Annotated in this window: 18 protein-coding genes; 15 read left to right on the top strand and 3 right to left on the bottom strand. The window is 61.0% G+C overall.

The genetic code is table 11. The features are described from left to right. The first annotated feature begins 72 nt into the window (after positions 1-72). On the top strand, positions 73-1,170 hold the full coding sequence (locus FB009_RS27910; protein WP_018011458.1) for a glycosyltransferase family 4 protein: 1,098 nt from the start codon (positions 73-75) through the stop codon (positions 1,168-1,170). Further along, positions 1,167-1,937, top strand: a complete 771-nt coding sequence (locus tag FB009_RS27905; RefSeq protein WP_018011457.1) for a polysaccharide deacetylase family protein — start codon at positions 1,167-1,169, stop codon at positions 1,935-1,937. The genes FB009_RS27910 and FB009_RS27905 overlap by 4 nt, the downstream gene beginning before the upstream one ends. On the opposite strand, the gene FB009_RS27900 is transcribed toward FB009_RS27905, so the two are convergent. Then, on the bottom strand, positions 1,924-2,754 hold the full coding sequence (locus tag FB009_RS27900; RefSeq protein ID WP_018011456.1) for an MBL fold metallo-hydrolase: 831 nt from the start codon (positions 2,752-2,754) through the stop codon (positions 1,924-1,926). The genes FB009_RS27905 and FB009_RS27900 overlap by 14 nt on opposite strands. A gap of 235 nt (positions 2,755-2,989) precedes the next feature. Here FB009_RS27900 and FB009_RS27895 point away from each other — a divergent pair, with 235 nt between their 5' ends. Further along, the gene (locus FB009_RS27895) at positions 2,990-4,189 is read left to right on the top strand and encodes a DUF3095 domain-containing protein (protein WP_024312224.1); all 1,200 of its coding nucleotides are present in this window, start codon (positions 2,990-2,992) and stop codon (positions 4,187-4,189) included. Here the strand turns inward: FB009_RS27895 and FB009_RS27890 are convergent. Beyond that, positions 4,179-5,576, bottom strand: coding sequence for a nucleotide sugar dehydrogenase (locus FB009_RS27890; protein WP_145162462.1), 1,398 nt, complete (start codon positions 5,574-5,576; stop codon positions 4,179-4,181). The two genes, FB009_RS27895 and FB009_RS27890, sit on opposite strands and share 11 nt — an antisense overlap. 390 nt (positions 5,577-5,966) lie before the next feature. Between FB009_RS27890 and FB009_RS27885 the strand changes: the two genes are divergently transcribed. The 9 genes from FB009_RS27885 (at position 5,967) to FB009_RS27845 (ending at position 18,355) form a co-directional block, all read left to right on the top strand. Then, positions 5,967-7,316, top strand: coding sequence for an adenylate/guanylate cyclase domain-containing protein (locus tag FB009_RS27885; RefSeq protein WP_024312222.1), 1,350 nt, complete (start codon positions 5,967-5,969; stop codon positions 7,314-7,316). Positions 7,317-7,324: 8 nt separating this feature from the next. Beyond that, entirely contained in the window at positions 7,325-8,293 is a 969-nt protein-coding gene (locus FB009_RS27880; RefSeq protein WP_024312221.1) for a polysaccharide lyase, read from the top strand. Positions 8,294-8,697: 404 nt separating this feature from the next. After that, the gene (locus FB009_RS27875) at positions 8,698-10,587 is read left to right on the top strand and encodes an ABC transporter ATP-binding protein (RefSeq protein ID WP_024312220.1); all 1,890 of its coding nucleotides are present in this window, start codon (positions 8,698-8,700) and stop codon (positions 10,585-10,587) included. Further along, positions 10,584-12,485, top strand: a complete 1,902-nt coding sequence (locus tag FB009_RS27870) for an ABC transporter substrate-binding protein (protein WP_024312219.1) — start codon at positions 10,584-10,586, stop codon at positions 12,483-12,485. The genes FB009_RS27875 and FB009_RS27870 overlap by 4 nt, the downstream gene beginning before the upstream one ends. 1 nt (position 12,486) lies before the next feature. Continuing rightward, positions 12,487-13,485, top strand: a complete 999-nt coding sequence (locus FB009_RS27865; RefSeq protein ID WP_018209808.1) for an ABC transporter permease — start codon at positions 12,487-12,489, stop codon at positions 13,483-13,485. Continuing rightward, positions 13,482-14,657 (top strand): ABC transporter permease, encoded by a 1,176-nt coding sequence (locus FB009_RS27860; protein ID WP_024312218.1) that lies wholly within the window; start codon positions 13,482-13,484, stop codon positions 14,655-14,657. The genes FB009_RS27865 and FB009_RS27860 overlap by 4 nt, the downstream gene beginning before the upstream one ends. 78 nt (positions 14,658-14,735) lie before the next feature. Continuing rightward, positions 14,736-15,950 carry a glycosyltransferase family protein gene (locus FB009_RS27855; protein ID WP_018011449.1) on the top strand — a complete coding sequence of 405 codons (1,215 nt, stop codon included), beginning with the start codon at positions 14,736-14,738 and terminating at the stop codon, positions 15,948-15,950. Positions 15,951-15,956: 6 nt separating this feature from the next. Then, the gene (locus tag FB009_RS27850) at positions 15,957-17,204 is read left to right on the top strand and encodes a glycosyltransferase (RefSeq protein ID WP_024312217.1); all 1,248 of its coding nucleotides are present in this window, start codon (positions 15,957-15,959) and stop codon (positions 17,202-17,204) included. Next, positions 17,186-18,355 carry a glycosyltransferase family protein gene (locus FB009_RS27845; protein WP_024312216.1) on the top strand — a complete coding sequence of 390 codons (1,170 nt, stop codon included), beginning with the start codon at positions 17,186-17,188 and terminating at the stop codon, positions 18,353-18,355. The genes FB009_RS27850 and FB009_RS27845 overlap by 19 nt, the downstream gene beginning before the upstream one ends. A gap of 66 nt (positions 18,356-18,421) precedes the next feature. Here FB009_RS27845 and FB009_RS27840 read toward each other — a convergent pair whose 3' ends face one another. Further along, positions 18,422-19,099 (bottom strand): hypothetical protein, encoded by a 678-nt coding sequence (locus tag FB009_RS27840; RefSeq protein ID WP_024312215.1) that lies wholly within the window; start codon positions 19,097-19,099, stop codon positions 18,422-18,424. Between the two features lie 347 nt (positions 19,100-19,446). On the opposite strand from FB009_RS27840, the gene FB009_RS27835 reads away from it, so the two are divergent. The 3 genes from FB009_RS27835 (at position 19,447) to FB009_RS27825 (ending at position 23,638) form a co-directional block, all read left to right on the top strand. Next, on the top strand, positions 19,447-22,158 hold the full coding sequence (locus tag FB009_RS27835) for an ABC transporter ATP-binding protein (protein WP_024312214.1): 2,712 nt from the start codon (positions 19,447-19,449) through the stop codon (positions 22,156-22,158). A 96-nt stretch (positions 22,159-22,254) separates the two neighbouring features. Continuing rightward, the gene (locus tag FB009_RS27830; RefSeq protein WP_012061534.1) at positions 22,255-22,719 is read left to right on the top strand and encodes a cyclic nucleotide-binding domain-containing protein; all 465 of its coding nucleotides are present in this window, start codon (positions 22,255-22,257) and stop codon (positions 22,717-22,719) included. Between the two features lie 169 nt (positions 22,720-22,888). Further along, the gene (locus FB009_RS27825) at positions 22,889-23,638 is read left to right on the top strand and encodes an FkbM family methyltransferase (protein ID WP_024312213.1); all 750 of its coding nucleotides are present in this window, start codon (positions 22,889-22,891) and stop codon (positions 23,636-23,638) included. Positions 23,639-23,760 lie beyond the last annotated feature (122 nt).

Genomic DNA, 23,760 nt, shown 5'->3' with positions numbered 1-23,760 from the left:
CTCTACGCCTGCGAAGCCGGATGTGGCAGGCTTCTGTTGACATCGGGACGGGCTGCGGGATAGCTCGGCCGAATGAAGATCGCCTTTCACGCGCCGCTGAAATCGCCTGATCATCCTGTCCCTTCCGGCGACAGGCAGATGGCGCGCATGCTGATCGAAGCGCTCCGGCTGGCCGGGCACGATGTCGCCGTCGTCTCTCAGTTGCGCAGCTTCTTGCGTGAAGCCTCGCACTCGGCATTTTCAGCCTTGCGCGACGAATCCCAACGGGAAATCGACCGGATTAGGCGGCTTTGGCGGTCGGAAGGTCCGCCCGACGTGTGGTTTTGCTACCACCCTTACTATAAGGCTCCGGATCTCATCGGTCCTTCACTCTCGACGGAGTTCTCGATTCCCTACGTGACCGCTGAAAGTTCCTATTCGTATCGGCGCAACATCGGCGCCTGGAAGCTTGCACAGGATGAGGTTGCCGCGGGTGCACGGCGGGCCGCGGTCAACGTCTGTTTCACCCAGCGCGATCGGCACGGCCTCGATGAGGCGATACCCGGAGCGCGCACGGCGCTGCTCGCCCCTTTCATCGATGTGTCGCCGTTTCGGGACCTGCGAAGGACGAAACAAGGCGAGACCCGTCTGCTTGCGGTTGCGATGATGCGAGCCGGCGACAAGATGGATAGCTTCCGCATGCTTGCCCGCTCCCTCGCTCTCGTCGCGGACCTGCCTTGGAAGCTGACGGTCATAGGCGACGGTCCCGCCCGCGCCGAGGTGTTGGAGACCTTCGCGGCCTTTCCCTCAGAGCGGCTGGAGTGGCTGGGCGAAAAAGCGCCGCAGGCGGTTCCCGCGCTTCTTGCCGCCGGCGATCTTTATATTTGGCCGGGCTGCGGAGAGGCCTACGGATTGGCCTATCTGGAGGCGCAGGCTGCAGGCCTCCCGGTCGTTGCGCAACGCACGGCCGGTGTGCCTGAGGTCGTCAGAGACGGCGAAACGGGATGTCTGACGACGCCCGGCAACATCGAGCCCTTCGCCGCGGCGGTTCGGCAATTGCTGGTGGACGAAGCCTCGCGCAAGCAGATGGCCGAGCGCGCGCGGCAATTCGTTTTCGAGCAGCGCTCGCTTCCCGCCGCCGCCGCGCGTCTCTCTGGCATATTCGCCGAGTTTGTGGAGTGTGCGAAATGAAGATGGGATCCGCCTGGCAAAGGTGCGTGGACAGGCTCGACGCGCTGCAGGATGGAGGCGAATGTATCGACTTCTGGCTGCGGGACGACGATGCCGTGGAACCGTCTCCCGCCCTTGACCGGTTGCTTGATCTCACCGGCCGCTTCTCGGTACCTGTGACCCTGGCCGTCATACCGGCAAGTACCGACGAGCGCCTTTCGCGATCTCTCTCCAGTCGCATGCATATCGATGTCGCCGTCCACGGATGGTCGCATCGAAACCATGCCCCGGCCATTGAAAAACGGCAGGAGCTGGGTGCTCACAGACCGCGGGAGACCGTTGCTGCCGACCTGCGCGCCGGATGGGCCCGTCTGTCCGCGCTTTATCCGGCCGCTTTGGCGCCCCTGCTTGTTCCGCCCTGGAACCGGATCGATCCTGGGCTGGTCTCCGAATTGCAAGATATCGGTTTCGAAGCGCTTTCAGTTTTCGGACCGGAGGATGGCGAGAAGTGCGCCGCGTTCCGGGATACCGGGCTACAGCTCATAAATACCCATGTGGACGTGATGGACTGGCACGGCACCCGCGGCTGTCGTCCGCATGGCGATATCCTCCGCGACATCGATCGCCGGCTGGATGAGGTCGAAAACAGCGGCAGGTCGGTGGGTATTCTCACCCATCATCTCGTTCACGACGAGAGCGTGTGGGAGTTCCTTTCAAAGCTTTTCGAGATCACCACCTCGCACCCGGCCTGCCGCTGGCGCAGGATCACCGAGCTTATAGATCGATGACCTGGCGGTCGCAGGCAGCGAAGGCGCCGGGGAAGAAAGCCTGAACTTCCTGCTCCATGGCAGCGAGTGCCGCGTCGGTGCGCGACGGGTCATGGTGGAACATGGCGAGGCGGGCGACGCCGGCAGCCTTCGCGAGCAATGATCCGTGCATTCCCGTCGAGTGTCCGTAGCCGCGAAAGGCAGACATTTCGCTCTCCAGATAGGTGCAGTCATAGATCATGAGATCGGCTCCGGCGATGAAATCGAGGAGTACGGGGTCAAGGATGCCGGGTTCGTGTTCGGTGTCGTAGATGAGTGCGACCGCACGTCCACCCCATTCGACACGGTAACCGATGCATCCGCCGGGATGCACGAGGCTCATGGTGCGGATGGAAACGTCCTTTCGCAGGGACAACGTTTCACCCGGGCGGAAATCGACGGTGTCGAGGCTCGCCTGGCAGATGCCCGTACCAACGGGGAACCATGGCGGTCTCATGAACTCGTTGATCATCTCCGCCGTGGTCATCTTGCCATGGAGGTGGCCAGACCAGAAGCGGACGGCCGAACTGCAGCGATAGATCGGCTTGAAATAAGGCAGGCCGATGATGTGATCGTAATGGGTGTGGGTGAAGAAGACGTCGAAGGCGGACACGCCTTCGGACATGAGCGACAGCCCGGCTTCGCGCAAGCCTGATCCCGCATCGAAGATCATCACCTCTTTGCCGCAGCGGATTTCGATGCAGGGCGTGTTTCCTCCGTAGTGAAGGAATTGCTCGCCGGATACCGGCAAGCTGCCTCTAACGCCCCAGAATTTCACTCGAAAAGTATCGTCCTGCATTCCGTTCCGGCTTTATCCTGCCCTACCGTAGCACATTGCCCGGGCCTGGTGATTAGACAAGCACAAATCATAAGGGTCCTGCAATGCCATTGGCTGCGTCACGCACGCTTTGCCTGGTTCAAAGAGAAAACTATTCTTTGTCATGAAGGTGCTTTATCCATCAGACGGGGTGAATTATCTGGTGAATTTCGAGTTTTGAAACGACGACAAACGTCAGATTCGGGAGTTTGGCTACATGGTGCAGCCGGCCGACAGGGAATTTTACGCGAACCTTCCGCTTTTCGAGGCGTTCGAAGGTGTCGCAGACGAGGCCAATTACCGGCCCCTGCCCGAAGGCTGGTGGCTTGCCGTTGCCGACATCGTGGATTCGACGGGAGCCATCGCGGAAGGGCGATACAAGAGCGTGAACATGGCCGGCGCGAGCGTCATCTCCGCGCTCATGAATGCGCTTGACGAGAAAAATCTCGCCTTCGTTTTCGGTGGCGACGGTGCGCTCGCCGTCGTGCCCGGCGGGCTGGCGGCAAAGGCAAAACACGCGCTCGCTGCGGCGAAAACATGGGTTGCGGAAGAGCTTGGACTGGAGCTTCGCGCTGCGATCGTCCCGGTCTCGGACGTGCGCGCCAATGGCTTCGACATGCGCGTTGCGCGCTTCAAGGCGAGCGAGGTGGTCTCCTATGCCATGTTCTCCGGCGGCGGCGCCAGCTGGGCGGAAGCTGAAATGAAGGCAGGCCGCTATCAGATTGCGGCCGCCCCGACCGGCACACGGCCCGACCTGACCGGATTGTCCTGCCGCTGGAACCCGATCGTCTCACATCACGGGGCGATCGTATCCATCATCGCAGTGCCGGGAGAGCGCGGCATCGGACCTGAATTCCAGGATTTGATCGGCGACATCGTGGAACTGGCCGAAGGGGAGGAGAGGGGTGGGCACCCCGTACCGGAAAACGGTCCCGAGCCCCATCTGTCGGTGCGCGGCATCACGGTGGAATCGCGCGCCGTCGCGCCGAGAGGCCGCCGCTCAATGGCCTGGTTCTTCGTCGCCGCGCAGAGCCTTGCTCTCTTTCTCTGCTTCAGGCTCGGCATCAATTTCGGCCCCTTCGACGTCAAGCGATATGCGCGCGACCTTGCCAGCAATTCGGACTTCCGCAAGTTTGATGACGCTCTGAAGATGACGATCGACGTCAGTCTCGATCGGCTACGCAGAATCGAGGAGCGGCTGAAGCAAGGGGTCGCGGCGGGCATATGCCGCTACGGACTGCACCGGCAGGATGCGGCACTGATGACGTGTATCGTTCCGACGCCGATGAGCCGCGACCACATGCACTTCATCGACGGGGCGGCCGGCGGGTACGCGGTGGCCGCCCGGAACCTGAAGGCCACCCTTGCCGGCAACGTTTCACAGGCGGGAAGCCTACCTTCGATGATCAAGCCTTGACGATGTGCCCGGCGGCAAGGCCCCGACGTGCAAAGACATTGCGCGTATCTACGATCAGCGGCGACCAGCCGGCAAGCCCGGTATAATCGACGGCGTCATGATCGGTCGCAATCAGAACAGCGTCGAAGCTGCGTACCGTCGCTTCGTCGAAGACGACCGAACGTCGGCCCTTCAAGGCCATATATTCGCGCGTGGCGGGAATCTCTTCCACATGCGGGTCATAGAAGGCGGCCTTCCCGCCGCGCTCCTCGATGAGTTCTATCAGCTTAAGGGAGGGGCTTTCGCGAATGTCCGGCACGTTTTTCTTGTAGGCGAGCCCGACGACGAGGACGCTCGAGCGGCTGAGCGCCTTGCCCTCTCGCTTGTCGAGCGCCTCTGCCAGCCTGGCGACGACATGGCGAGGCATTGCCGAATTGATTTCACCCGCGAGTTCTATGAAGCGCGTAGGCAGCTCGTATTCCCTGGACTTCCAGGTCAGATAAAAGGGGTCGATGGGAATGCAATGGCCGCCAAGCCCGGGCCCCGGATAGAAGGGCATATAGCCGAACGGCTTCGTCTTCGCCGCTTCGATGACCTCCCAGATGTCGATACCCATCGCGTCGTAGACGATCTTGAGTTCGTTGACGAGCGCGATATTGACGGCCCGGAAGATGTTCTCGGTCAGCTTCACGGCCTCCGCCGTGGCGTTTGACGAGACCGGAACCACTGTCGTGACCACGGCGGCGTAGAATCGTTCCATCAGCGCTGCGGCCAGCGGTCCGTCTCCCGCCACGACCTTTGGGATGCTGGTCGTCTTGAACGAGCGGTTACCCGGGTCTTCCCGCTCGGGCGAGAAGCCGATGAAAAAATCCGTGCCTGATCTGAGCCCCGTTTCCTCCAGGATCGAGCGAACGATGCCGTCGGTGGTACCGGGATAGGTGGTGGACTCCAGCACGACGAGTTGACCCGGCCGCAGGCTCGCCGCGATCGAGCGCGAGGTGTTTTCGACGAAGGAGAGGTCGGGGTCGCGGTGCCTGGTAAGCGGCGTCGGCACGCAGATGATGATCACATCGCAAAGGCCGAGGTCAGAAAAATCGGTGGTGGAGCGGAATCGTCCAGCTTCGGATTCGCGGGCAAGCGCCTCGTCCTCGACCGCCTCGATATACGAACGGCCGGCATCCAGCGCGACGATCTTGCCAGGATCGACGTCGAAACCGGTGACCTGGAAGCCGGAGCGTGCAGTTGCGACGGCGAGCGGCAGGCCGACATAGCCGAGCCCGATTACGCCGACGCGGGCGGTGCGGCGAGAGATCGATTCGAGCAGCCTGTCATGGTGCGGGGATGTCGAGATTGGCTTCCAGTTCTGTTGCCGGTGGTGCGGTTCCGGCGGTCCGGCCGCGGGGACCATTACCGTTTGTTGGCGGGAAAGACATCGCAAGTCAAGCGCCGCTCGTTTGCCGGCGGAGCCCGCGCGCTTCCTTCCCCGCGTCGTCTTGTCCGCTCGGGCGACCACACGGTCGTGAGGGACCCCGGCAGTTTTGAGGGTGCAATGCCAAGGGCGGTTGCGTGTACGATCCGGCGACGATCAAAAATCGCTCGTGGTCACTGGAAATTGTACTCGGCCGTGAATATCTGCAGGAGCGCAGCGGTGACCCGATCGCTGTATGACGACCGCGGGAGGCGGCGGGAGCTTTCTTTCACCGACGGGTGCCGGATTCGGTTTTTTGCCGCGAGCGAGCGATCGCTGCTTTGCGGCCTGCGCCGATGGCAACCGTTGCCGCGACATGAGGATTATGGCATGAGCCCGAACAACGACAACGTTTCCGAAATCCTCCTGGACAAGGTCGCTGACTGGCTCATGCGAACTTCGCTCAGTGACGAGACACTGGAAACCATTGTGCGTGGTTTCTGCGAGCGACTGGCGGCGGCTGGCCTGCCGCTCATGCGTGTCCATCTGTCCTTTTCCATGCTCCATCCGCTTTATGACGCCCTTGGCTTTACGTGGTGGCGGGGTCGAGGTGTCGAGGTGAGCGGCCTTCGTCACGAGGAATTGGCGCTCAACCCCGAGCGGTTCCTCCACAGCCCGTATTATTATCTGCTCAGCAACAATCTCGACCATGTCAGGCGCCGAATCGATCCGGCCCTACCGTCGGAGTTCCCCATTTTCGACGAGCTGAAGGAGCAGGGAGCGACCGATTACATTGCCTTCATGCAACCGCTCGGGGCCGAATCCGAACATGGCATGGTCGGCTCGTGGACGACGGACCGCCAGGGCGGTTTCAGCGACGACGTCATCGCGGCCCTGCTGAGGCTTCAGAACCATCTGGCGATCGCCGCCAAGGTCGCCGTGCTCGGCAAACTCGCCGACAACATGCTGACCACCTATCTTGGCGCCAATGCGGGGCGCCGCGTGATGAGTGGCCAGGTCCGGCGAGGCGATGGAGAAACGGTACGCGCGGTTCTGGTCATGGCGGATATGCGTCAGTCGACGATGCTCGCGGAAAAAGAGGGAAGGCAGGCTTATATCGAGTCGTTGAACGGCTTCTTCGACGCGATCGCCACCCCCTTCAATCGCAACGGCGGACAGATTCTGAGCTTCGTCGGAGACGGTTTCATCGGCGTCTATCCCTGTGGGCGGCACAAGGAGCCCTCCGAGATGGCCAGCCGGGAAGCCTTCACCGCCGTGGGGGCGGCAACCGCTCGCATGGCGGCGCTCAACGCGGAGCGCAAGACGCAAGGCCGTGATGCGATCGGCTACGGCATTGCGCTTCATGTCGGTAATGTCATGTTCGGCAATGTGGGCCTGCGCGACCGGCTGACATTCTCGGTTTTCGGCTCTGCCGTCAACGAAGTGCAGCGCCTGCAGAGCCTGACGAAGAAATACGACCACAGCGTCGTCGCGAGCGAAGCCTTCGTGAACTATTGCGGCGGGGAATGGCAAACGCTGGGGCAGGAAAAATTAAGGGGCGTTCGCCAGAAGTTCACGGTTCTCTATCCGCGGGATACCGCTCTCGCCGCAATCGCACAGGAGCGGGCATACGATGCAACCGAGGATGGACTTTCCGAGGCGGAACATGTCATGTTGCTCTACCGCAACAAGAAGCGGCTGCCTGCGCCGCGTGGTCTGATCGACAAGATGCTTCAATGAGGGGATCGATGTTTCGTATAGCTCTGCTTGCGGCGGCACTTGCCGTGCCGGGTTTCACCTACGCTCAATCCGCGGACGAGACGCCAGCCTATGAACAGAAGTTGTTCGACGGTTTCGAGGGCAGGGATTTTGCGCCTGAAGGCGGGCTCTACTACCGCGATAATTTTGAGCAAAGCGCGGGCTCTTATGAGTTCCAGAGCGCCGTCAAGCGCACTGGTGAGGGGGGCTTGAAGCTTAGCATCGCGCCCAAATGCCCCACCGATCACGACGGCTGCAGCGAGCGGGCGGAGATCTGGGAAAAGACGGAGCTGCGCGTCCCCTACGACAAGGGTGTCTGGTACGGTTTCTCGGTGAAGTTCGCCGATCCGGTTCCGAGCGACGATCACCGCTACCTCATCGCGCAATGGAAGCGTGAAATCGATCCCGGCGCCGATGGCGACTTCAGCCCCTTCCTGGCGTTGCGCATGGACTTGGGTAAGCTCTTCGCAACGATCGAAACCAACTATCTGCCGCCGGTTTCGACCGGTCAGGCGAACGTAGCAGCACGCTGCGGCTCGGGCGAGGTGCCGGTCTGGGTCCGCCCCGAGCTCAACCAGATGCGTATGCTGGTGGCGACCGACGGCAACTGGGAGCCGGAAGACGGCAGCCTCTTCAACGCATGCACGAACGGGGTCACCATCACCAATCATGGCAATCCCTTGCCGGATCCGGAGTCCGGCTGGATCGATTTCGTCGTCTTTACCAAGCCTGGCCCCGACGGATCGGGCCATATAGAGCTCTTTGCCAACGGCCAGCCGATCATCACCGTCAAGGGCCATATCGGCCACGCGGACAAGGGCCTCGGCGAAAACCAGTACTTCAAGTTCGGACCCTATCGTGCGGCTCACACGACCGACTGGACCCTTTATTACGACGACTTCCGGCGCTCGCTTCGTTGCGAGGACGTCCTGACGAACGGCAACTGCCCGTTCTCTTGATACGTGCCGCCCAACCAGGCAGCAGTTTCGAGTGAAATGTACATTCGGCCTGCGCGTTGCGGTGAGTTCGACCGGACACAATGCATTTCAGGCCGCCATCTGGCGCTTCGCGAACCTTTCCGGCGGCGTGCTGGACAGCCCGTTTAACCTACGCTACTGTTTTTGAGTGGTAAAAGGTTACAGCTTCATGCGTCCGGCGGGGCGAGCAGATGTCGCTGTAAGCCGCTGCATGTTTCTTTTGATCGACTGCGATCAAGGGGCAGGGAAATATGGGGCAATCAGGGGCTAATGTGACCTCGCGCTTTTAAGACGCGCGGCGCTGTGGGAAGTGGCTGCATGATTTTATTCTGGGGGCGGCCCCAATTGGGATCGTGCAGGAGGGGTATCGAGGGAAGCGTGCTGCGATGACGTCAGGAGCGGACCTGCTGCGAGTTGAGGGTCTGCGGATCACATTCTCAGTGCTGGGCGGCGGGGTCGAAGCCGTCCGCGGAGCGAGTTTCAGAATTCTGCCCGGACGGGTGACCGCGCTCGTCGGTGAATCCGGGTCCGGCAAGTCGGCGATCAGCCAGGCGATCATGGGCATCCTGCCGAGCGTAGCAAGCGTCACGGGCCGGGTGGTGTTCAACGATCCGACCGGGAACAAGCCCGTCGACCTTCTTTCGCTGGACAGCGGCGGGCGCGAAATCCAAGATATCCGCGGCGCGCGCATCAGCAAGATCTTTCAGGAGCCGATGACATCTCTGTCGCCGCTCCACACGATCGGTAACCAGATATCCGAAGTGCTGAAGATTCATACGGATATCGACAAGGCTGGCCGCCGGGAGCGGACGGAGCAACTGCTCGGCTATGTCGGCTTTTCCGACCCGAAGCGGGCATATGACATGTACCCGTTCGAACTCTCAGGCGGCATGCGTCAGCGCGCGATGATTGCCATGGCGCTGATCTGCAGTCCGGCGCTGCTCATCGCGGATGAACCGACGACTGCGCTCGATGTTACGGTTCAGGCGCAGATATTACAGCTCCTGCGCGGGCTTCAAAGCAAGCTCAACATGGCCATGCTTTTGATCACCCACGATCTTGGTGTCGTAGCCAACATGGCCGACGAGGTGGTCGTTATCTATCATGGCGAGATCGTCGAAGCAGGGCCCGTGGATGCAATCTTCCGCAATCCCCAGCATCCTTATCTCAAGGGTTTAATGGCGGCCGTGCCGCACTTCGACATGAAACCCGGCGAACGGCTCAAAGCTCTGCGCGAGGTGCCGGTCCAGGCCGGCGCGATTATCGGCGATCGCGATGTCAGGAAAGCGGGAGGGCCAAATGTGCTCGTTTCCGTCCGCAACCTGTCGAAGACGTTCTCCACGCGCAGTTCAGGCTGGTTCGGCAGCGGCTCCGCTTTTCGGCACCGTGCAGTGGACAATGTCAGCTTCGACATTCGCCGCGGTGAATGCCTTGGGCTTGTCGGTGAAAGCGGATGTGGCAAGACCACTATAAGCAAGATCCTGATGCGAGCCGTAACGCCGGATAAGGGAACGATCACGTTCGACGATGGTGAGGGCGCGCTCGACGTCCTGAAGCTCGATGGCGCGGAACTCAAGGCGCTGCGCGCGAAGATCCAGATGGTCTTCCAAGACCCTGTTTCTTCGCTTTCGCCGCGCATGACGGTCAAGAACATCCTCAGCGAGCCGCTGGAAATTCATGGCCGCGGAACGCCGAAATCGCGCGTCGAAACCGTTCGCTCGCTCCTGCAGGCGGTAGGCCTCGACCAACGCTTCATCAATCGTTATCCCCACAGCTTCTCCGGCGGCCAAAGGCAGCGAATCGGCATCGCCCGGGCACTGGCGCTCGTGCCGCAGCTGTTGATCTGCGACGAACCCGTTTCCGCGCTCGATGTTTCGGTACAGGCCCAGATCCTCAATCTTCTCAAGGATCTGCAAAAAGAACTCGGCCTTACGATGCTGTTCATCTCGCACAATCTCGCGGTCGTCGACTACATGGCCGACCGGATCGCCGTCATGTATGCGGGCCGGATCGTGGAGCTGGCACCGCGTGAAGTCCTGATGAGCGACCCGATCCACCCCTATACCAAATCGCTCCTCGCTGCCGTTCCCTATCCTGATCTCGATCGGAAGCTCGATTTTGATTTGCTTCAGGTGAGCGGCGGGTCGGACCAGCAGCGCTGGGGCGTGCAGTTCGCCGATGGTGGCGATGACGAGGCTCTTGTTCCCGCCGATCTCGGCGGCGGCCATTTTGTCCTTGCCCGCAAATCGGTGGATGCCAGGGAGTTACGCCCATGATCACCCGCAGAACCGCGCTCGGCCTTCTCGCAACGGCGGCCTTTCCTAAAACCTTGCTTGCGGCTGCAGGCGGGGCCGACCCGCTCGCTGCCCTCGTTCAGGAGGGCAAACTTCCCCCGGTCGGCGAAAGGCTGCCGAAGACGCCGCGGGTGATCAATGTCGCGGGGATGGGCCGCAAAGCCGGGCGGCACGGCGGCACCATCCGCAGCCTGATCGGCAGTGCGAAGGACATTCGCCTGATGACGATCTATGGCTATGCACGCCTGGTCGGGTACGACGAGGAACTGAACCTACAGCCTGACGTTCTCGAAAGCTACGAAACGGTCGAGGACCGGATTTTCACCTTCCACCTGCGCGAGGGCCATAGGTGGTCCGATGGCACGCCGCTGACCGCCGAGGACTTCCGTTACTGCTTCGAAGACGTTCTGCTCAACGAGGACCTTTCCCCGGCAGGCCTGCCGACCTCGATGGTGATGGATGGTCAAGCGCCCAAGTTCGAAATCGTCGACGAACGGACGGTCCGCTATTCCTGGCCGATGCCAAATCCGGTCTTCCTGCAGGAACTCGCCGCGCCGCAGCCGCTGATCGTGGCGATGCCTTCGGCCTATCTCAAGCAGTTCCACAAAAAATATCAGGAAGAGGACAAGCTGAAGACCTTACTGAAAGAACAGCGGGTCAAGAGGTGGAGCCAGCTCCACATGCGCATGGCACGGTCCTACCGGCCGGAGAACCCGGACCTGCCCACCCTCGACCCCTGGCGCAACACGACGCCGTTGCCTGCCGAACAGTTCGTCTTCGAGCGCAATCCCTATTACCACCGGGTGGACGAAAACGGCCTGCAGCTGCCTTACATCGACCGGTTCGTTCTCAGCGTGAGCTCGTCCGCGCTTATCCCGGCAAAGACCGGCACGGGCGAGAGCGACCTGCAGGCAAATGGGATCGATTTCGTCGACTATACCTATCTTAAGGATGCGGAGAAGCGGTATCCGGTCGAGGTGAAGCTCTGGAAGAAGACCTCGGGATCGCGCCTGGCATTGCTGCCGAACCTCAACTGTGCCGACCCGGTGTGGCGGGCGTTGCTAAGAGACGGGCGCGTCCGTCGGGCTCTGTCGCTCGCAATCGACCGGCGCGAGATCAACATGGCCGCCTTCTACGGGCTGACGAAGGAGAGCGCCGATACTGTGCTGCCGGAAAGCCCTCTCTTCCGTCCCGAATTCGCAAGTGCCTGGATCGCACATGACCCGGAGCAGGCGAACACCCTGCTCGACGCCGCAGGGCTGGCCAAACGCGGCAGCGACGGGATCCGTATTCTTCCCGACGGCCGAAAGGCGCAGATCGTCGTCGAGACGGCCGGCGAGAGCACACTCGATACGGACGTGCTGCAGCTGATCACCGACTATTGGCGTGAAGTCGGCATTTCGCTCTTCATCCGTACCTCTCAGCGCGATACCTTCCGCAGCCGTGCGGTTGGGGGCGAGATCATCATGTCGATATGGTTCGGTATCGACAACGGCGTGCCGACGGCCGACATGAGTCCTCACCAGCTCGCGCCGACAGCGGACGACCAGCTGCAATGGCCCGTCTGGGGCTTGAACTATATCTCGCACGGCGAAATGGGAGAAACGCCAGACCTTCCGGCCGTGGTCGAACTTCTGGAGCTGCTCAAGCGCTGGAGGCATTCGGCCGACGATGCCGAGCGGGCGGACATCTGGAGAAAGATGCTGTCCATCTATACGGACCAGGTGTTCTCGATCGGGCTGGTCAACAGTTCCCTGCAGCCTATCCTCGTGACCAAGAAGCTGCGCAATTTCCCGGAAGAGGGCCTTTGGGGTTTCGACCCGACAAGCTATTTCGGCGCCTACAAGCCCGACACCTTCTGGCTGGAACAGGACGACTGAGATGCTGCGATACATATTATGGCGCATTGCGGTCATGGTCCCGACGCTCCTCATTATTTCCGCGCTTGTCTTCGCCATCATCGAGCTGCCGCCGGGCGATTATTTCGAGAGCTACATCGCCGAGATCAGGGCGCAGGGCGAAGGCGTCAACATGGAGCAGATTGAGGCGCTGCGGAAGCAATATGGCTTCGACCAGCCGCCGCTCCTGCGTTACGTCCACTGGGTGGCGGGAATGCTCCAGGGCGATTTCGGTTACTCCTTCGAGTACGAACTGCCTGTGAGTGACGTCGTCGGCGACCGCCTGTGGCTCACGGTCCTCGTCTCCTTCGTCACCATCATCTTCACCTGGGTCATCGCCTTCCCGATCGGCCTCTATGCCGCCACGCACCAATATAGCTGGGGCGATTACGGCCTGTCGCTCGTCGGGCTCATCGGCATCGCGATCCCGAATTTCATGCTGGCCCTGGTCCTCATGTATTTCGCCAACATCTGGTTTGGGACTTCGATCGGCCACCTGATGGACCAAAAATATCTTTCCGAACCGATGAGCTGGGCGAAGGCGAAGTCGATCCTGGAGCATATCTGGATTCCGGTCATCATCGTCGGCGCGGCCGGTACCGCCGGCATGATCCGGCGCTTGCGTGCCAATCTTCTTGATGAGCTTCAGAAGCAATATGTCGTTACCGCCCGCGCCAAGGGGCTTTCACCGACGCGGACCCTGCTGAAATATCCGCTGCGCATGGCGCTCAACTTCTTCATTTCCGATATCGGCTCGATCCTGCCGGCAATCATCTCGGGTGCGGAGATCACGGCGATCGTGCTGTCGCTCGAAACGACCGGACCAATGCTGATCAAGGCGCTGCAGAGCCAGGACATGTATCTTGCCGGGTCGTTCCTGATGTTCCTCGCTTTCCTAACAGTGATCGGCGTGTTGGTTTCCGATCTGGCGCTTGCCGTCCTCGATCCCCGAATCCGTCTCCAAGGCAGGAGCACAAAGTGACGTCACCGATCCCGGCGCCCGGCGAGCCCCTTCCGCATTACGTTTCGACTGCGCCCTTCGATCCCTATTCCGTCGAGGTGATGACCGAAGAGCAGGTGCGGGTAAATCAGGCATCGCAGTTGCGCCTTATGTGGTGGAAATTCAAGCGCCACAAGATTGCGCTCGCTTCCGGCATCTTCCTGGCAGCGCTTTATGGAATGATCCTGATCTGCGAGTTCCTGGCGCCCTACGATCTGCACACACGCAATGTCGATTTCATCTATGCGCCGCCGCAGAGCGTCCACTTCTTTCACGAGGGCGAATTCGTCGGCCCCTTCGTCTACGGACGGACGATGAAGCTGGACATGGATACGCTGAAGCGCAACTACACCGACGATATGTCGGATGTCGAGCCGATCCGGTTCTTCTGCCGCGGTGACGACTATCGATTCTGGGGATTGTTCGAAAGCAATCTGCATCTGGTCTGCCCGGCCGAAGGAGGGCAGCTTTTCCTTCTGGGTACGGACCGGCTTGGCCGCGACGTGCTGTCCCGCATTATCTACGGCGCGCGGATCTCGTTGACGATCGGGCTTCTCGGCATCACCGTCAGCTTCGTTCTCGGTATTGTGATCGGCGGGCTTGCCGGATATCACGGGGGCGTCTTCGACCTCCTGGTTCAAAGATTGATCGAGGTCCTCCAGTCGATCCCCAGCATCCCGCTCTGGCTTTCGCTGGCGGCCATCATGCCGGCGACCTGGAGCCCGCTCCTCATTTATCTGGGCATAACCGTCATTCTCGGCCTTCTCGACTGGACCGGCCTTGCACGCGCCGTGCGCTCGAAGCTGCTGTCGCTCAGGGAAGAGGATTACGTCCTTGCCGCGCAATTGATGGGCGCGAAAAGCGGCCGCATCATCGGGCGCCATCTCGTTCCGGGCTTCATGTCCCATCTCATCGCAACTGCAACGATCTCGATACCCGGAATGATCCTCGGCGAAACGGCACTGAGTTTCCTCGGACTCGGCCTGCGCCCTCCGATAACCAGCTGGGGCATTCTGCTCACGGAAGCAAAGAGCGTCAGCGTCATCGCCTTTTATCCGTGGCTGCTTTTCCCCACCATCCCGGTCATTCTTGTGATATTGGCGTTCAACTTCCTGGGAGACGGGTTGCGTGACGCCGCCGATCCCTACAAATAACGCCGGTATCGCTGTTGGCCGCAAGCGATCGCTGCAATAGACTTCGACGTTTCTATCTTTGAGCGAAAGGCTTTTCGTATGACACGGCGCTTCGAGGATGCCCGCATCCTCATGTACAGCCACGATACCTTCGGACTCGGCCATCTCAGACGTTGCCGCGCAATCGCCCATGCCCTGGTGGAAGACTATAGCGGACTGCAGGTCCTCATAATCTCCGGTGCGACCATCGCCGGCGCCTTCGATTACCGCGCGCGCGTCGACTTCGTGAAGATCCCTAGCGTCATAAAGCTCAGAAATGGCGAATATACCTCGCTCGACCGCCATATCGAGTTGCACGAAACGCTGAAGATGCGGCAGTCGATCATCCGCTCGACCGCGGAGACCTTTCGGCCGGATATTTTCATCGTAGATAAGGAGCCGATGGGGCTGCGCGGCGAGGTCGAGGACACACTGGCCTATCTGAAGACCCACGGCACCAGGCTCGTTCTGGGCCTGCGTGAAATCATGGATGCGCCGCACCTCCTCGAAGAGGAATGGAAACGGCGCGATACGATGCGGAAAATCGAGAAGTTCTACGATTCGGTCTGGGTCTACGGCCCGCCGGACTTTTACGACCCGCTGGTCGGGCTCGAAGTGCCCTCAGCGGTGCGCGACCGCATGAACTTTGTCGGCTTCCTGCAGAGAAGCGTCCCCCAGGACGCCGTGCCCGGCCATAAACCGGAAGGCGACTACATTCTGGTCACGACCGGCGGTGGCGGCGACGGAGCGGACCTCATCCACGACGTGATCCACGCCTATCAGGAAGATCCCGAACTCAAGCATAACGCCCTCGTCGTCCTCGGCCCCTATATGCCGGCAAAGCAGCGCAACAAGCTAATCAAGAAGGGAAGCAAGATCCCTTTCATCAAGATCATCGAGTTCGACAACCGTATGGAGGAGTTGATCGCCGGCGCCAGGGGTGTCGTATCGATGGGCGGCTACAACACCTATTGCGAGATACTGTCCTTCGACAAGCCGGCTCTGATCGTGCCGCGCCTGCAGCCTCGCGAAGAACAGTTGATCCGCGCCCAGCGCGCCTCCGCGCTCGGGCTCATCGACATGCTGCTTCCTCAGGAAGCGGAAGAACCTTTACGTTTTGCCGCGGCGCTCAAGGCACTGCCGCAGCGTCCGCCGCCATCGCTCCGCGCCAAGGGTTTGAGGCTGGAAGGCCTCGTGCACATATCCGACATCGTCGGCGAATGGCTCGACCATCGGTCGAAAGAGCATTTGGCCGTCGTGAAAAGATCGAACTGAAGACACGTGTCCCCGAAACCGAAGATCGCCGTCGTGCTGAAGGGTTATCCGCGCCTTTCGGAAACGTTCATCGCACAGGAATTGCTGGGCCTTGAAAGAGCGGGGCATGAACTCGTTCTCATCGCCCTGCGCCGCCCGACCGATGGGAAGCGCCACCCCGTCCATGATGAAATTCGAGCGCCCGTCCATTACCTTCCGGAATATCTGCACGAGGAGCCGTGGCGCGTCCTTCGCGCCCTAGCGAGGGCCGTGGCGAAACGCTCCTTCTGGCGGATGCTCCGCCCGTTCTTCAGGGATCTCGCGCGCGACAGATCGCGCAACCGTTTCCGTCGCCTCGGCCAGGCTCTGGTGCTCGCCGCCGAATGGCCGGACGATGCCAGCTGGTTGCATGCTCATTTCATACATACGCCGGCATCGGTGACAAGCTATGCCAGCATGATCTCCGGCATACCCTGGACTTGTTCCGCGCATGCCAAGGACATCTGGACTTCGCAGGATTGGGAGCTTTCCGACAAGCTCGGCCGCGCGCGCTGGACGGTGACCTGCACGCGAAGCGGCTATGAGCACCTGCGGGACCTGTCGAGCGACAAGACCCGGGTCCATCTGAGTTATCACGGCCTCGATCTCGATCGGTTCCCGTCCTTCGACGGTGAGCATTCCCGGCGCGATGGCAGTGTTCCGGACGACCCGGTGCGCATCGTGAGCGTCGGACGCGCCGTCTCGAAAAAGGGATATGACATTCTCTTGAAGGCGCTGTCGCTGCTGCCTGCGGACCTCAGCTGGCGCTTCGATCATATCGGTGCGGGCGAGCTCACCGGCAAGCTCCAGGTGCTTGCCGGTGAACTCGGCCTCGAAGATCGCATAGGATGGCACGGCGCATTGGATCAAAAGGAGGTTCTGAGCCGCTACCGAGAGGCCGACATCTTCGCGCTCGCCTCTCGGGTCGCGGCGAATGGTGACCGAGACGGCCTGCCGAATGTTCTCGTAGAGGCATCGAGTCAGCGCCTTGCCTGTATCTCGACCGCGGTCTCCGGAATACCCGAACTTATCGATGACGGTCATAATGGTATGCTGGTGCCGCCGGAAAGTCCGACGGCACTTGCCGCGGCAATGGAGCGACTGATCCGCGATCCGGATCTTCGCCGGCGACTTGGTGACGCCGCGGAACGGCGCGTGCGTGCCGATTTCGACCACCATTCGAGCGTCGGTCAGTTGATCGGGCTCTTCGAAAGCGAATGGAGAAGAAGCCCTTGAGCAGCCCCCGCGTCCTTTTCTATGTCCAGCACCTTCTCGGTATAGGGCATCTGGCGCGCGCCAGCCGTATAGCCGAAGCCCTCATCGGGCGGGATTTCGACGTTACGATGGTGACCGGCGGTACGCCGGTACCGGGCTTCCCAGGGGATGGCGTGAAGGTCATCGCTCTGCCGCCGGTGACGGCAGGCGACAGGGGCTTTTCGGGGCTCGTCGACGGCGAGGGCCGGGCGGTCACGGCGGCTTTCCAGGAACATCGCCGGGATCTGCTGCTCGAGACCTACCGCCGTGTCGTGCCTGAAGTCGTCATCATAGAGGCCTTCCCCTTCGGGCGCCGGCAGATGCGGTTCGAGCTGCTGCCGCTGCTCGCCGAGATTGCCTCGAGTGACCGGCCGCCGCTCGTCGCGACGTCGCTGCGCGACATTCTGCAGGAGAGGCTCAAACCAGGGAGAGCCGAGGAAACCGTCGAAATCGTTAAGAACCATTTCGACCTCGTACTCGTGCATGGCGATCCCGGATTCGCGCGCATCGAGGAGACGTTTCCCCTTGCGGGCGAAATCAGCGGCAAGGTGGTATACACCGGCCTCGTAGCGCCGCCGCGGCCGACTGGAGTGCCCGAGAGATTTGACGTCGTTGTTTCGGCGGGTGGAGGAGCCGTCGGCAGCGCGCTGATTGGCGCGGCACTTGCGGCTGCCAAGCTTTTGCCGAATGCACTTCGCTGGTGCCTTGTGACCGGCCCGAACCTGCCGCAGGCGGATTTCGACGCATTCGCGGCTGCGGCACCGCCGGGGGTAAGCCTCTTTAGGTTCCGGCGGGATTTCGGGAGCCTGCTTGCCGGTGCCCGCCTTTCCATCTCTCAAGCGGGCTACAACACAGTGTGCGACATTTTGCGTGCCGGGTGCGCTTGCCTGCTCGTTCCCTTTACCGCGGGCGGTGAAACCGAACAGCGTATGCGGGCCGCACGGCTCGAAGAGCTGGACCTTGCCGGCGTTCTGCCGGAGGAGGGCATCACGCCCGAGCTGCTGGCCGCGAAGGTCGGCGCGATGCTTGCCCGCCCGAAACCGGCCATCCCGCCGCTGGACCTCGACGGAGCCGCCGGAACGGTGAGGACCATCGAAGAGCGGCTTCCGGGCAGGCGGTCTTCAAAGGTTTAGAGCACTTCTCCCCGCCATCAAATGGCGAGACGATCTCGGTAGCGGGAAGCGCCGTTCGCGCCCTGGTCAGACAGCCCCGATCAGCATGAAGCGCCTGTATTTTTTCATCGGCAGCGTCCCTGCGAATTGGACATGGGCAAGGCGCGCCTGCGCCTGAAATTCTTCGAGCGAGTTGACGCAGCTGATATGGGTTGGCTCGCTGAAATAGTCGTTCGATTGCAGGAGGACGCGCGTGCCGGGCGGCAGAAGGTCCAGCCAGCTCCGCAGGTCGGCGATGTGCTCGCAGCTCGTGTTGATCAGCAGGTCGGCATTCAGAGCGCGATAGTCGAGCGCGTGCATATCTGCCGTCATTGCAACGAATCTGTCGCCGAAGGCTGCATTGAGCGTCTGCGCGACAGGCTCGACTGCGGGGTCGATGTCGCAGCTCACGGCAGTCTCGATGTCGAAGCGCGGATCTTCAAGCATCATCGCCGGCAGAATGCCATACCAGCCGCCGAGCACGACGACCCGGCGACAGGACGCGCCGATGGTCGCGAAAAGCGTATCGCGGGCCCACATCTTGCAGCCGACCTGCTTGTGATTGAAGGCATTGGCAATTTTTGCTTCCGGATGCTTTGCGATGACCCTCCCAATGCCGGCAACAAGCCGGCTGCCGGAATAGGCGGCCAGCCCCCGGGCAAGGTCATAGGCGTTTTCGCGCCAATCTTCGGGACGGTGGGGGGAGGAGTGGCTGGCATGCATCATGCGGCTGTTGTAAGCTCACGGTCAGTTGAGCGCAAGGCGCAGGTGCCGTGGGTGAGGCAGCGGCATCAAGCTTGCTGCCGCGCCCGGATTGCTGGTCTCGGTCTTTCAGGATAGATATGCTGGAATTCGAAGTTCTGCAGCAATTCTTGTCCGCCTGTTGGGACGCGGTACTGTAGTCTGGTCTTTGGGCATGGGGTACCGTTTCGCTTTCATGCCGGCCGTTTACGGTTTCGTGGAGGTGTCGCAAGCCTATTGAAGATCAGGCGGACCAGTACCAAGTGCGGCGGGAGTCCGCCGGCGACATAACCGTGCGATCCCATATTTCAGATAGGTCTCTTTACCGGCACATGGAACCTTTTCTTTCCCGCTACATCTGGACACACACCCGCAAGCAGCAGCTCTGGATCCTGCTGGTCGTGGCGTTGTCGATGGTTCCCTATTTCCTGTCCTTCGATCTGCCGAAGCAGATCGTCAACGGACCGATTCAGGGCGCAGGCTTCGACGGTCCCGAGGCGACGCAACCCTTCCTGGCGATTTCCTTCGATCTGCCGTTCTTCGGAGAGGTCAATCTCTTTTCGGGTTTCGATCTCGGCAGGGAAGGGATGCTGCTGGCCCTCAGCCTGGTGTTCCTGCTGCTCGTCATCATCAACGGGTTGTTTAAGTTTTATATCAACACCTATAAGGGCCGGCTCGGCGAACGGCTTCTGCGGCGCATTCGCTTTGAACTTGTCGACCGCGTCCTTCGCTTTCCGCCCGGCTATCTCAAGCGCGTGAAGCCGGCCGAAATCTCGACCATGATCAAGGACGAGGTGGAGCCGATGGGCGGCTTTACCGGCGACGCCTTCGTACAGCCGGCGCTGCTCGGCGGGCAGGCTCTGACGGCGCTGATCTTCATCCTCCTCCAAAGCTTCTGGCTAGGCATCATCGCCGCCGTCATCGTCGCCGTTCAGGCGATCATCATCCCGCGCATGCGCCGGCGGCTTCTGGTCCTGGGCCGCGAGCGCCAGCTCACGGCCCGCGAGCTTTCGGGCCGGGTCAGCGAGATCGTCGACGGCATAGGCACGATCCGCGCCCACGACACGTCGAATTATGAACGCGCCGATATTGCCGCGCGCCTCGGCCGCATATTCCAGATCCGCTACGACCTCTATCAATGGAAGTTTCTGGTCAAATTTCTGAACAATTTCCTGGCGCAGGTGACGCCGTTCCTCTTCTATTCGATCGGCGGCTATTTCGCGCTGCAGGGCCGGCTCGACATCGGCCAGCTCGTCGCGGTCATCGGAGCCTACAAGGACCTGCCGGGTCCGCTCAAGGAATTGATCGATTGGGACCAGGCCCGCCAGGACGTACAGGTCAAATATGCACAAGTCGTCGAGCAGTTCAGCGTCGAACCGCTGATCGATCCCAAAGTGCAGGCGATCTCCGTCAATCCCGCAGCGCCGCTCACCGGTGCGCTGGCGGCCGTCAATCTTTCGGTTGCCGACGATGGCGGCTCGAAAGTGGTGGAGCATATATCCCTGCAGATCCAACCGGGGGAAGCGGTCGCGATCACCGGCGGCACGTCCGGGGGCGGCGAGGCGCTTGCTGAGGCTTTCGGCCGGCTGACCTGGCCCGCAACCGGCCGGATCGTTATCGGCGACGCCGATATTCACGATTTGCCTGAAGCGGTCGTCGGCCGGCGAATCTCCTACGCTTCCTCCGACGTCTTTGCCTTCCAGGGCAGCCTCGGCGACAACCTGCTCTATGGGCTGAAGCACGCCCCGCTGACGGAGGTGGCCTATGAGGGCGACAGGGAGGTCCACCGAAAATGGGAGCTTGTGGAGGCAAAACTAGCAGGCAATCCGCATTACGACCTGAACAGCGACTGGATTGACTACCAGGCGGCGGGTGCGACCGGGCCAGACGACCTTTTCACCAAGATCAGGGCCGTGCTGGACGTTGTCCAGCTGAGTAACGACGTCCTTGCCCTGGCTGTCCGTTCGACGATCGATCCGAGCGAGCACGAAGCCTTCGCCGGCGAAATCGTGGCGATGCGCAGTGCGCTCCGGCAGCGGCTCGAGGCTGAGAAGCTCAGTGACCTCGTCGTGTTCTTCGAACCCGGTTCCTACAATGTCGAGGCGACCGTGGGGGAGAACCTGCTCTTTGGCACGGTCACTGACAGCAACCGCTGGGAGATGGCACTTGAAGAACATCCCTTCTTCAAGACCGTGCTGAAGCGGGCCGGCCTGCACGAGACCTTCTACGGGATGGGGCTCGAAATCGCTGAAAACGTCGTGGAACTGTTCCGTGACTTGCCGCCCGACCATCCTTTCTTCCAACAGCTCACCTTCATGACTGCGGAGGAAATTCCCGCCTACGAGGCGCTTCTACAGAAGGTGAGGGGGAAACCCCTCGAGGAAGTGTCGGAAGACGATGCCATCAGGATCATCCGCCTTTGCTTCGGCTATATCGAGCCGCGGCATCGTTTCGGTCTGCTGACGGAAGATCTCATGCAGAAGATCGTCGAAGCGCGGCGCGAGTTCAGCGACGGCCTACCGGCCGATCTCGTCGGAATAATCGAGCACTATCAGCCGGACCGCTACATGGCGTCGTCCAGCATCCTGGACAACGTGCTCTTCGGCCGCATCGGACACAAGCACACCGACGGGTCCGAGCGGATACGCGCGATCGTGCGCGACCTTTTCGAGTCGCTCGGGCTTCACAACAAGGTGCTCGTCTTCGGGCTGGATTTCGACGTCGGTGCCGGTGGCAAGCGCCTGACGTCCGGCCAGCGCCAGAAGCTAAATCTCGCACGCGCCCTGATCCGCGTTTCGGACTTCTACATCTTCAATCAGCCGCTCCTGGCGCTCGACCAGCGCACGCAGGACCAGATCACCCGGAAGGCCTTTGCGTTCCTGAGAGATGGCGAGCGCAAGCCTGCGATTTTATGGGTTCTGGCCAACCAGGACCTGACGGAACTCTTCGACCGCGTCGCGCATTTCGAAAACGGACGGTTGGTGCGCGACGAACCGGTGGAAACGCGCTCAACAGACAGCGACTACAAGGAACTGGCATCTTGATGTAATATTGCTGTCAGAAGGCAGGCATATTTTCCCGCCGGCATGGGTTAGAGCCTGTTTGCACCAACCGCGACGCATTCGGAGACACGGACTGTTATGCTCCTAAAAGATGAAGTGGAAATGCTGCGCCGGATAACGCTGTTTTCCGGACTACCGCCTGCGAAGCTCAAGCTTCTGGCATTCACCTCCGACCGGGTGATGTACAGCGCGGGAGAAGATCTGTTCAACCAGGGGGATATCGGCGACGCGGCTTATGTGATCCTGTCGGGCAATGCGGATGTGCTCGTGTCGACGCCGAACGGACAGCTGAAAGTGGCCGAAGTGGAGCAGAATTCGATCGTCGGGGAAATCGCCATTCTGTGCAACACGCCGCGCACGGCAACTGTCAAAACGACCACCGCGCTCGAAGCGCTGCGCATCCGGAAGGACGATTTTTTGAAGCTGCTGGCTGATTTCCCGGAAATGGCAGTCGAGATCATGCGGGTTCTGGCCGACCGACTCAGCCAGACGACATCCGAATTGACGGAAGCCCGCAGCCGCGTGCAAAGGGCCGAGGCCTGAACGTTTCAATCCTCTCTCATCCCCCACTCACCGAACCGGACACCGCTGCCGTCTGGAATTGCTCGCAAGCTCATTCCCTCCAGCGGGAACGGTGCTCTCGTTCTTTTTTGTCGCCTTTCGTCACGCGAGCCGGTTTCCACTTCGTCCGGAAATGCTTTAGAGAAGCGCGATGCGAGCGATAACTTATTTCAAGAGAACAGTATATTTCCCCGAAAAACCGGAAAAGGCGCGTTTCTTTCGCCGGCTGCAGGCCGGTCAGTGGGAACCATGCACCTTCCGCAACATCGCGCGCTTCGTCGATGAGAGGACGACCTATATCGATGTCGGCGGCTGGATCGGAGTGACGCCCTTTTGGGCGGCACAGACCGCCAACAATGTCATTGTCGTCGAACCGGACCCGGTTTGTTTCGGCATTCTCACCGAGATGAAAAATGGAAACACCGGAGAGGTCGCACTCGTCAACGCGGCGCTTTCGCAGGACGAATGCCTCGTTCTGCATTCCGTGGGCGGAGGCTTCGGAAGCTCGGAAACATCGGCGCTCATAGCTGACGATACCGGCATGTCGATCGAGGCAAAAACGATCACAATCCCCGAGCTTCAGGCGATGGCGAGGACCGATCGGCTCTGCTTCAAGATCGACATAGAAGGTTACGAGTATAAGGTGCTCGACCAGTTACGCGCGATAGACCGCAGGAAGACCGCGGGCGTGCTGCTCGCCGTGCATCCCCAGATCCTGGCTGCTTCACTCTCAGGACCTGCGGTTCTGCGCTTGATCAGGACTGCGGCCGCGACCTTACGCCTCATAAGAAGCTTGCGTGGCTTTCGATTGGAGAACCCGTCGGCGCTTTGGACTGCGATCCGCAAATCCGTCTCCAAAGGCGAACTGAGGGGCTTTGACCTGCTCTTCGTCGCGCGTTGAGAAGACGCATCGGTTAAAAGCGCCTCCGCAAAAGCAGCCGGCAGCCTGGCATGAGGGCTTTACCGTCTGTCGCGAAATGGTCGATCGGGTATGCAGCGCCCGACCCTGGCTAATCTGGAGCC

This window comes from Sinorhizobium medicae, from assembly GCF_007827695.1.
Taxonomy (GTDB): domain Bacteria; phylum Pseudomonadota; class Alphaproteobacteria; order Rhizobiales; family Rhizobiaceae; genus Sinorhizobium; species Sinorhizobium medicae.
The sequence above is the reverse complement of the archived record's forward strand: the minus strand, read 5'-3'. Positions and strand labels throughout refer to the sequence as shown.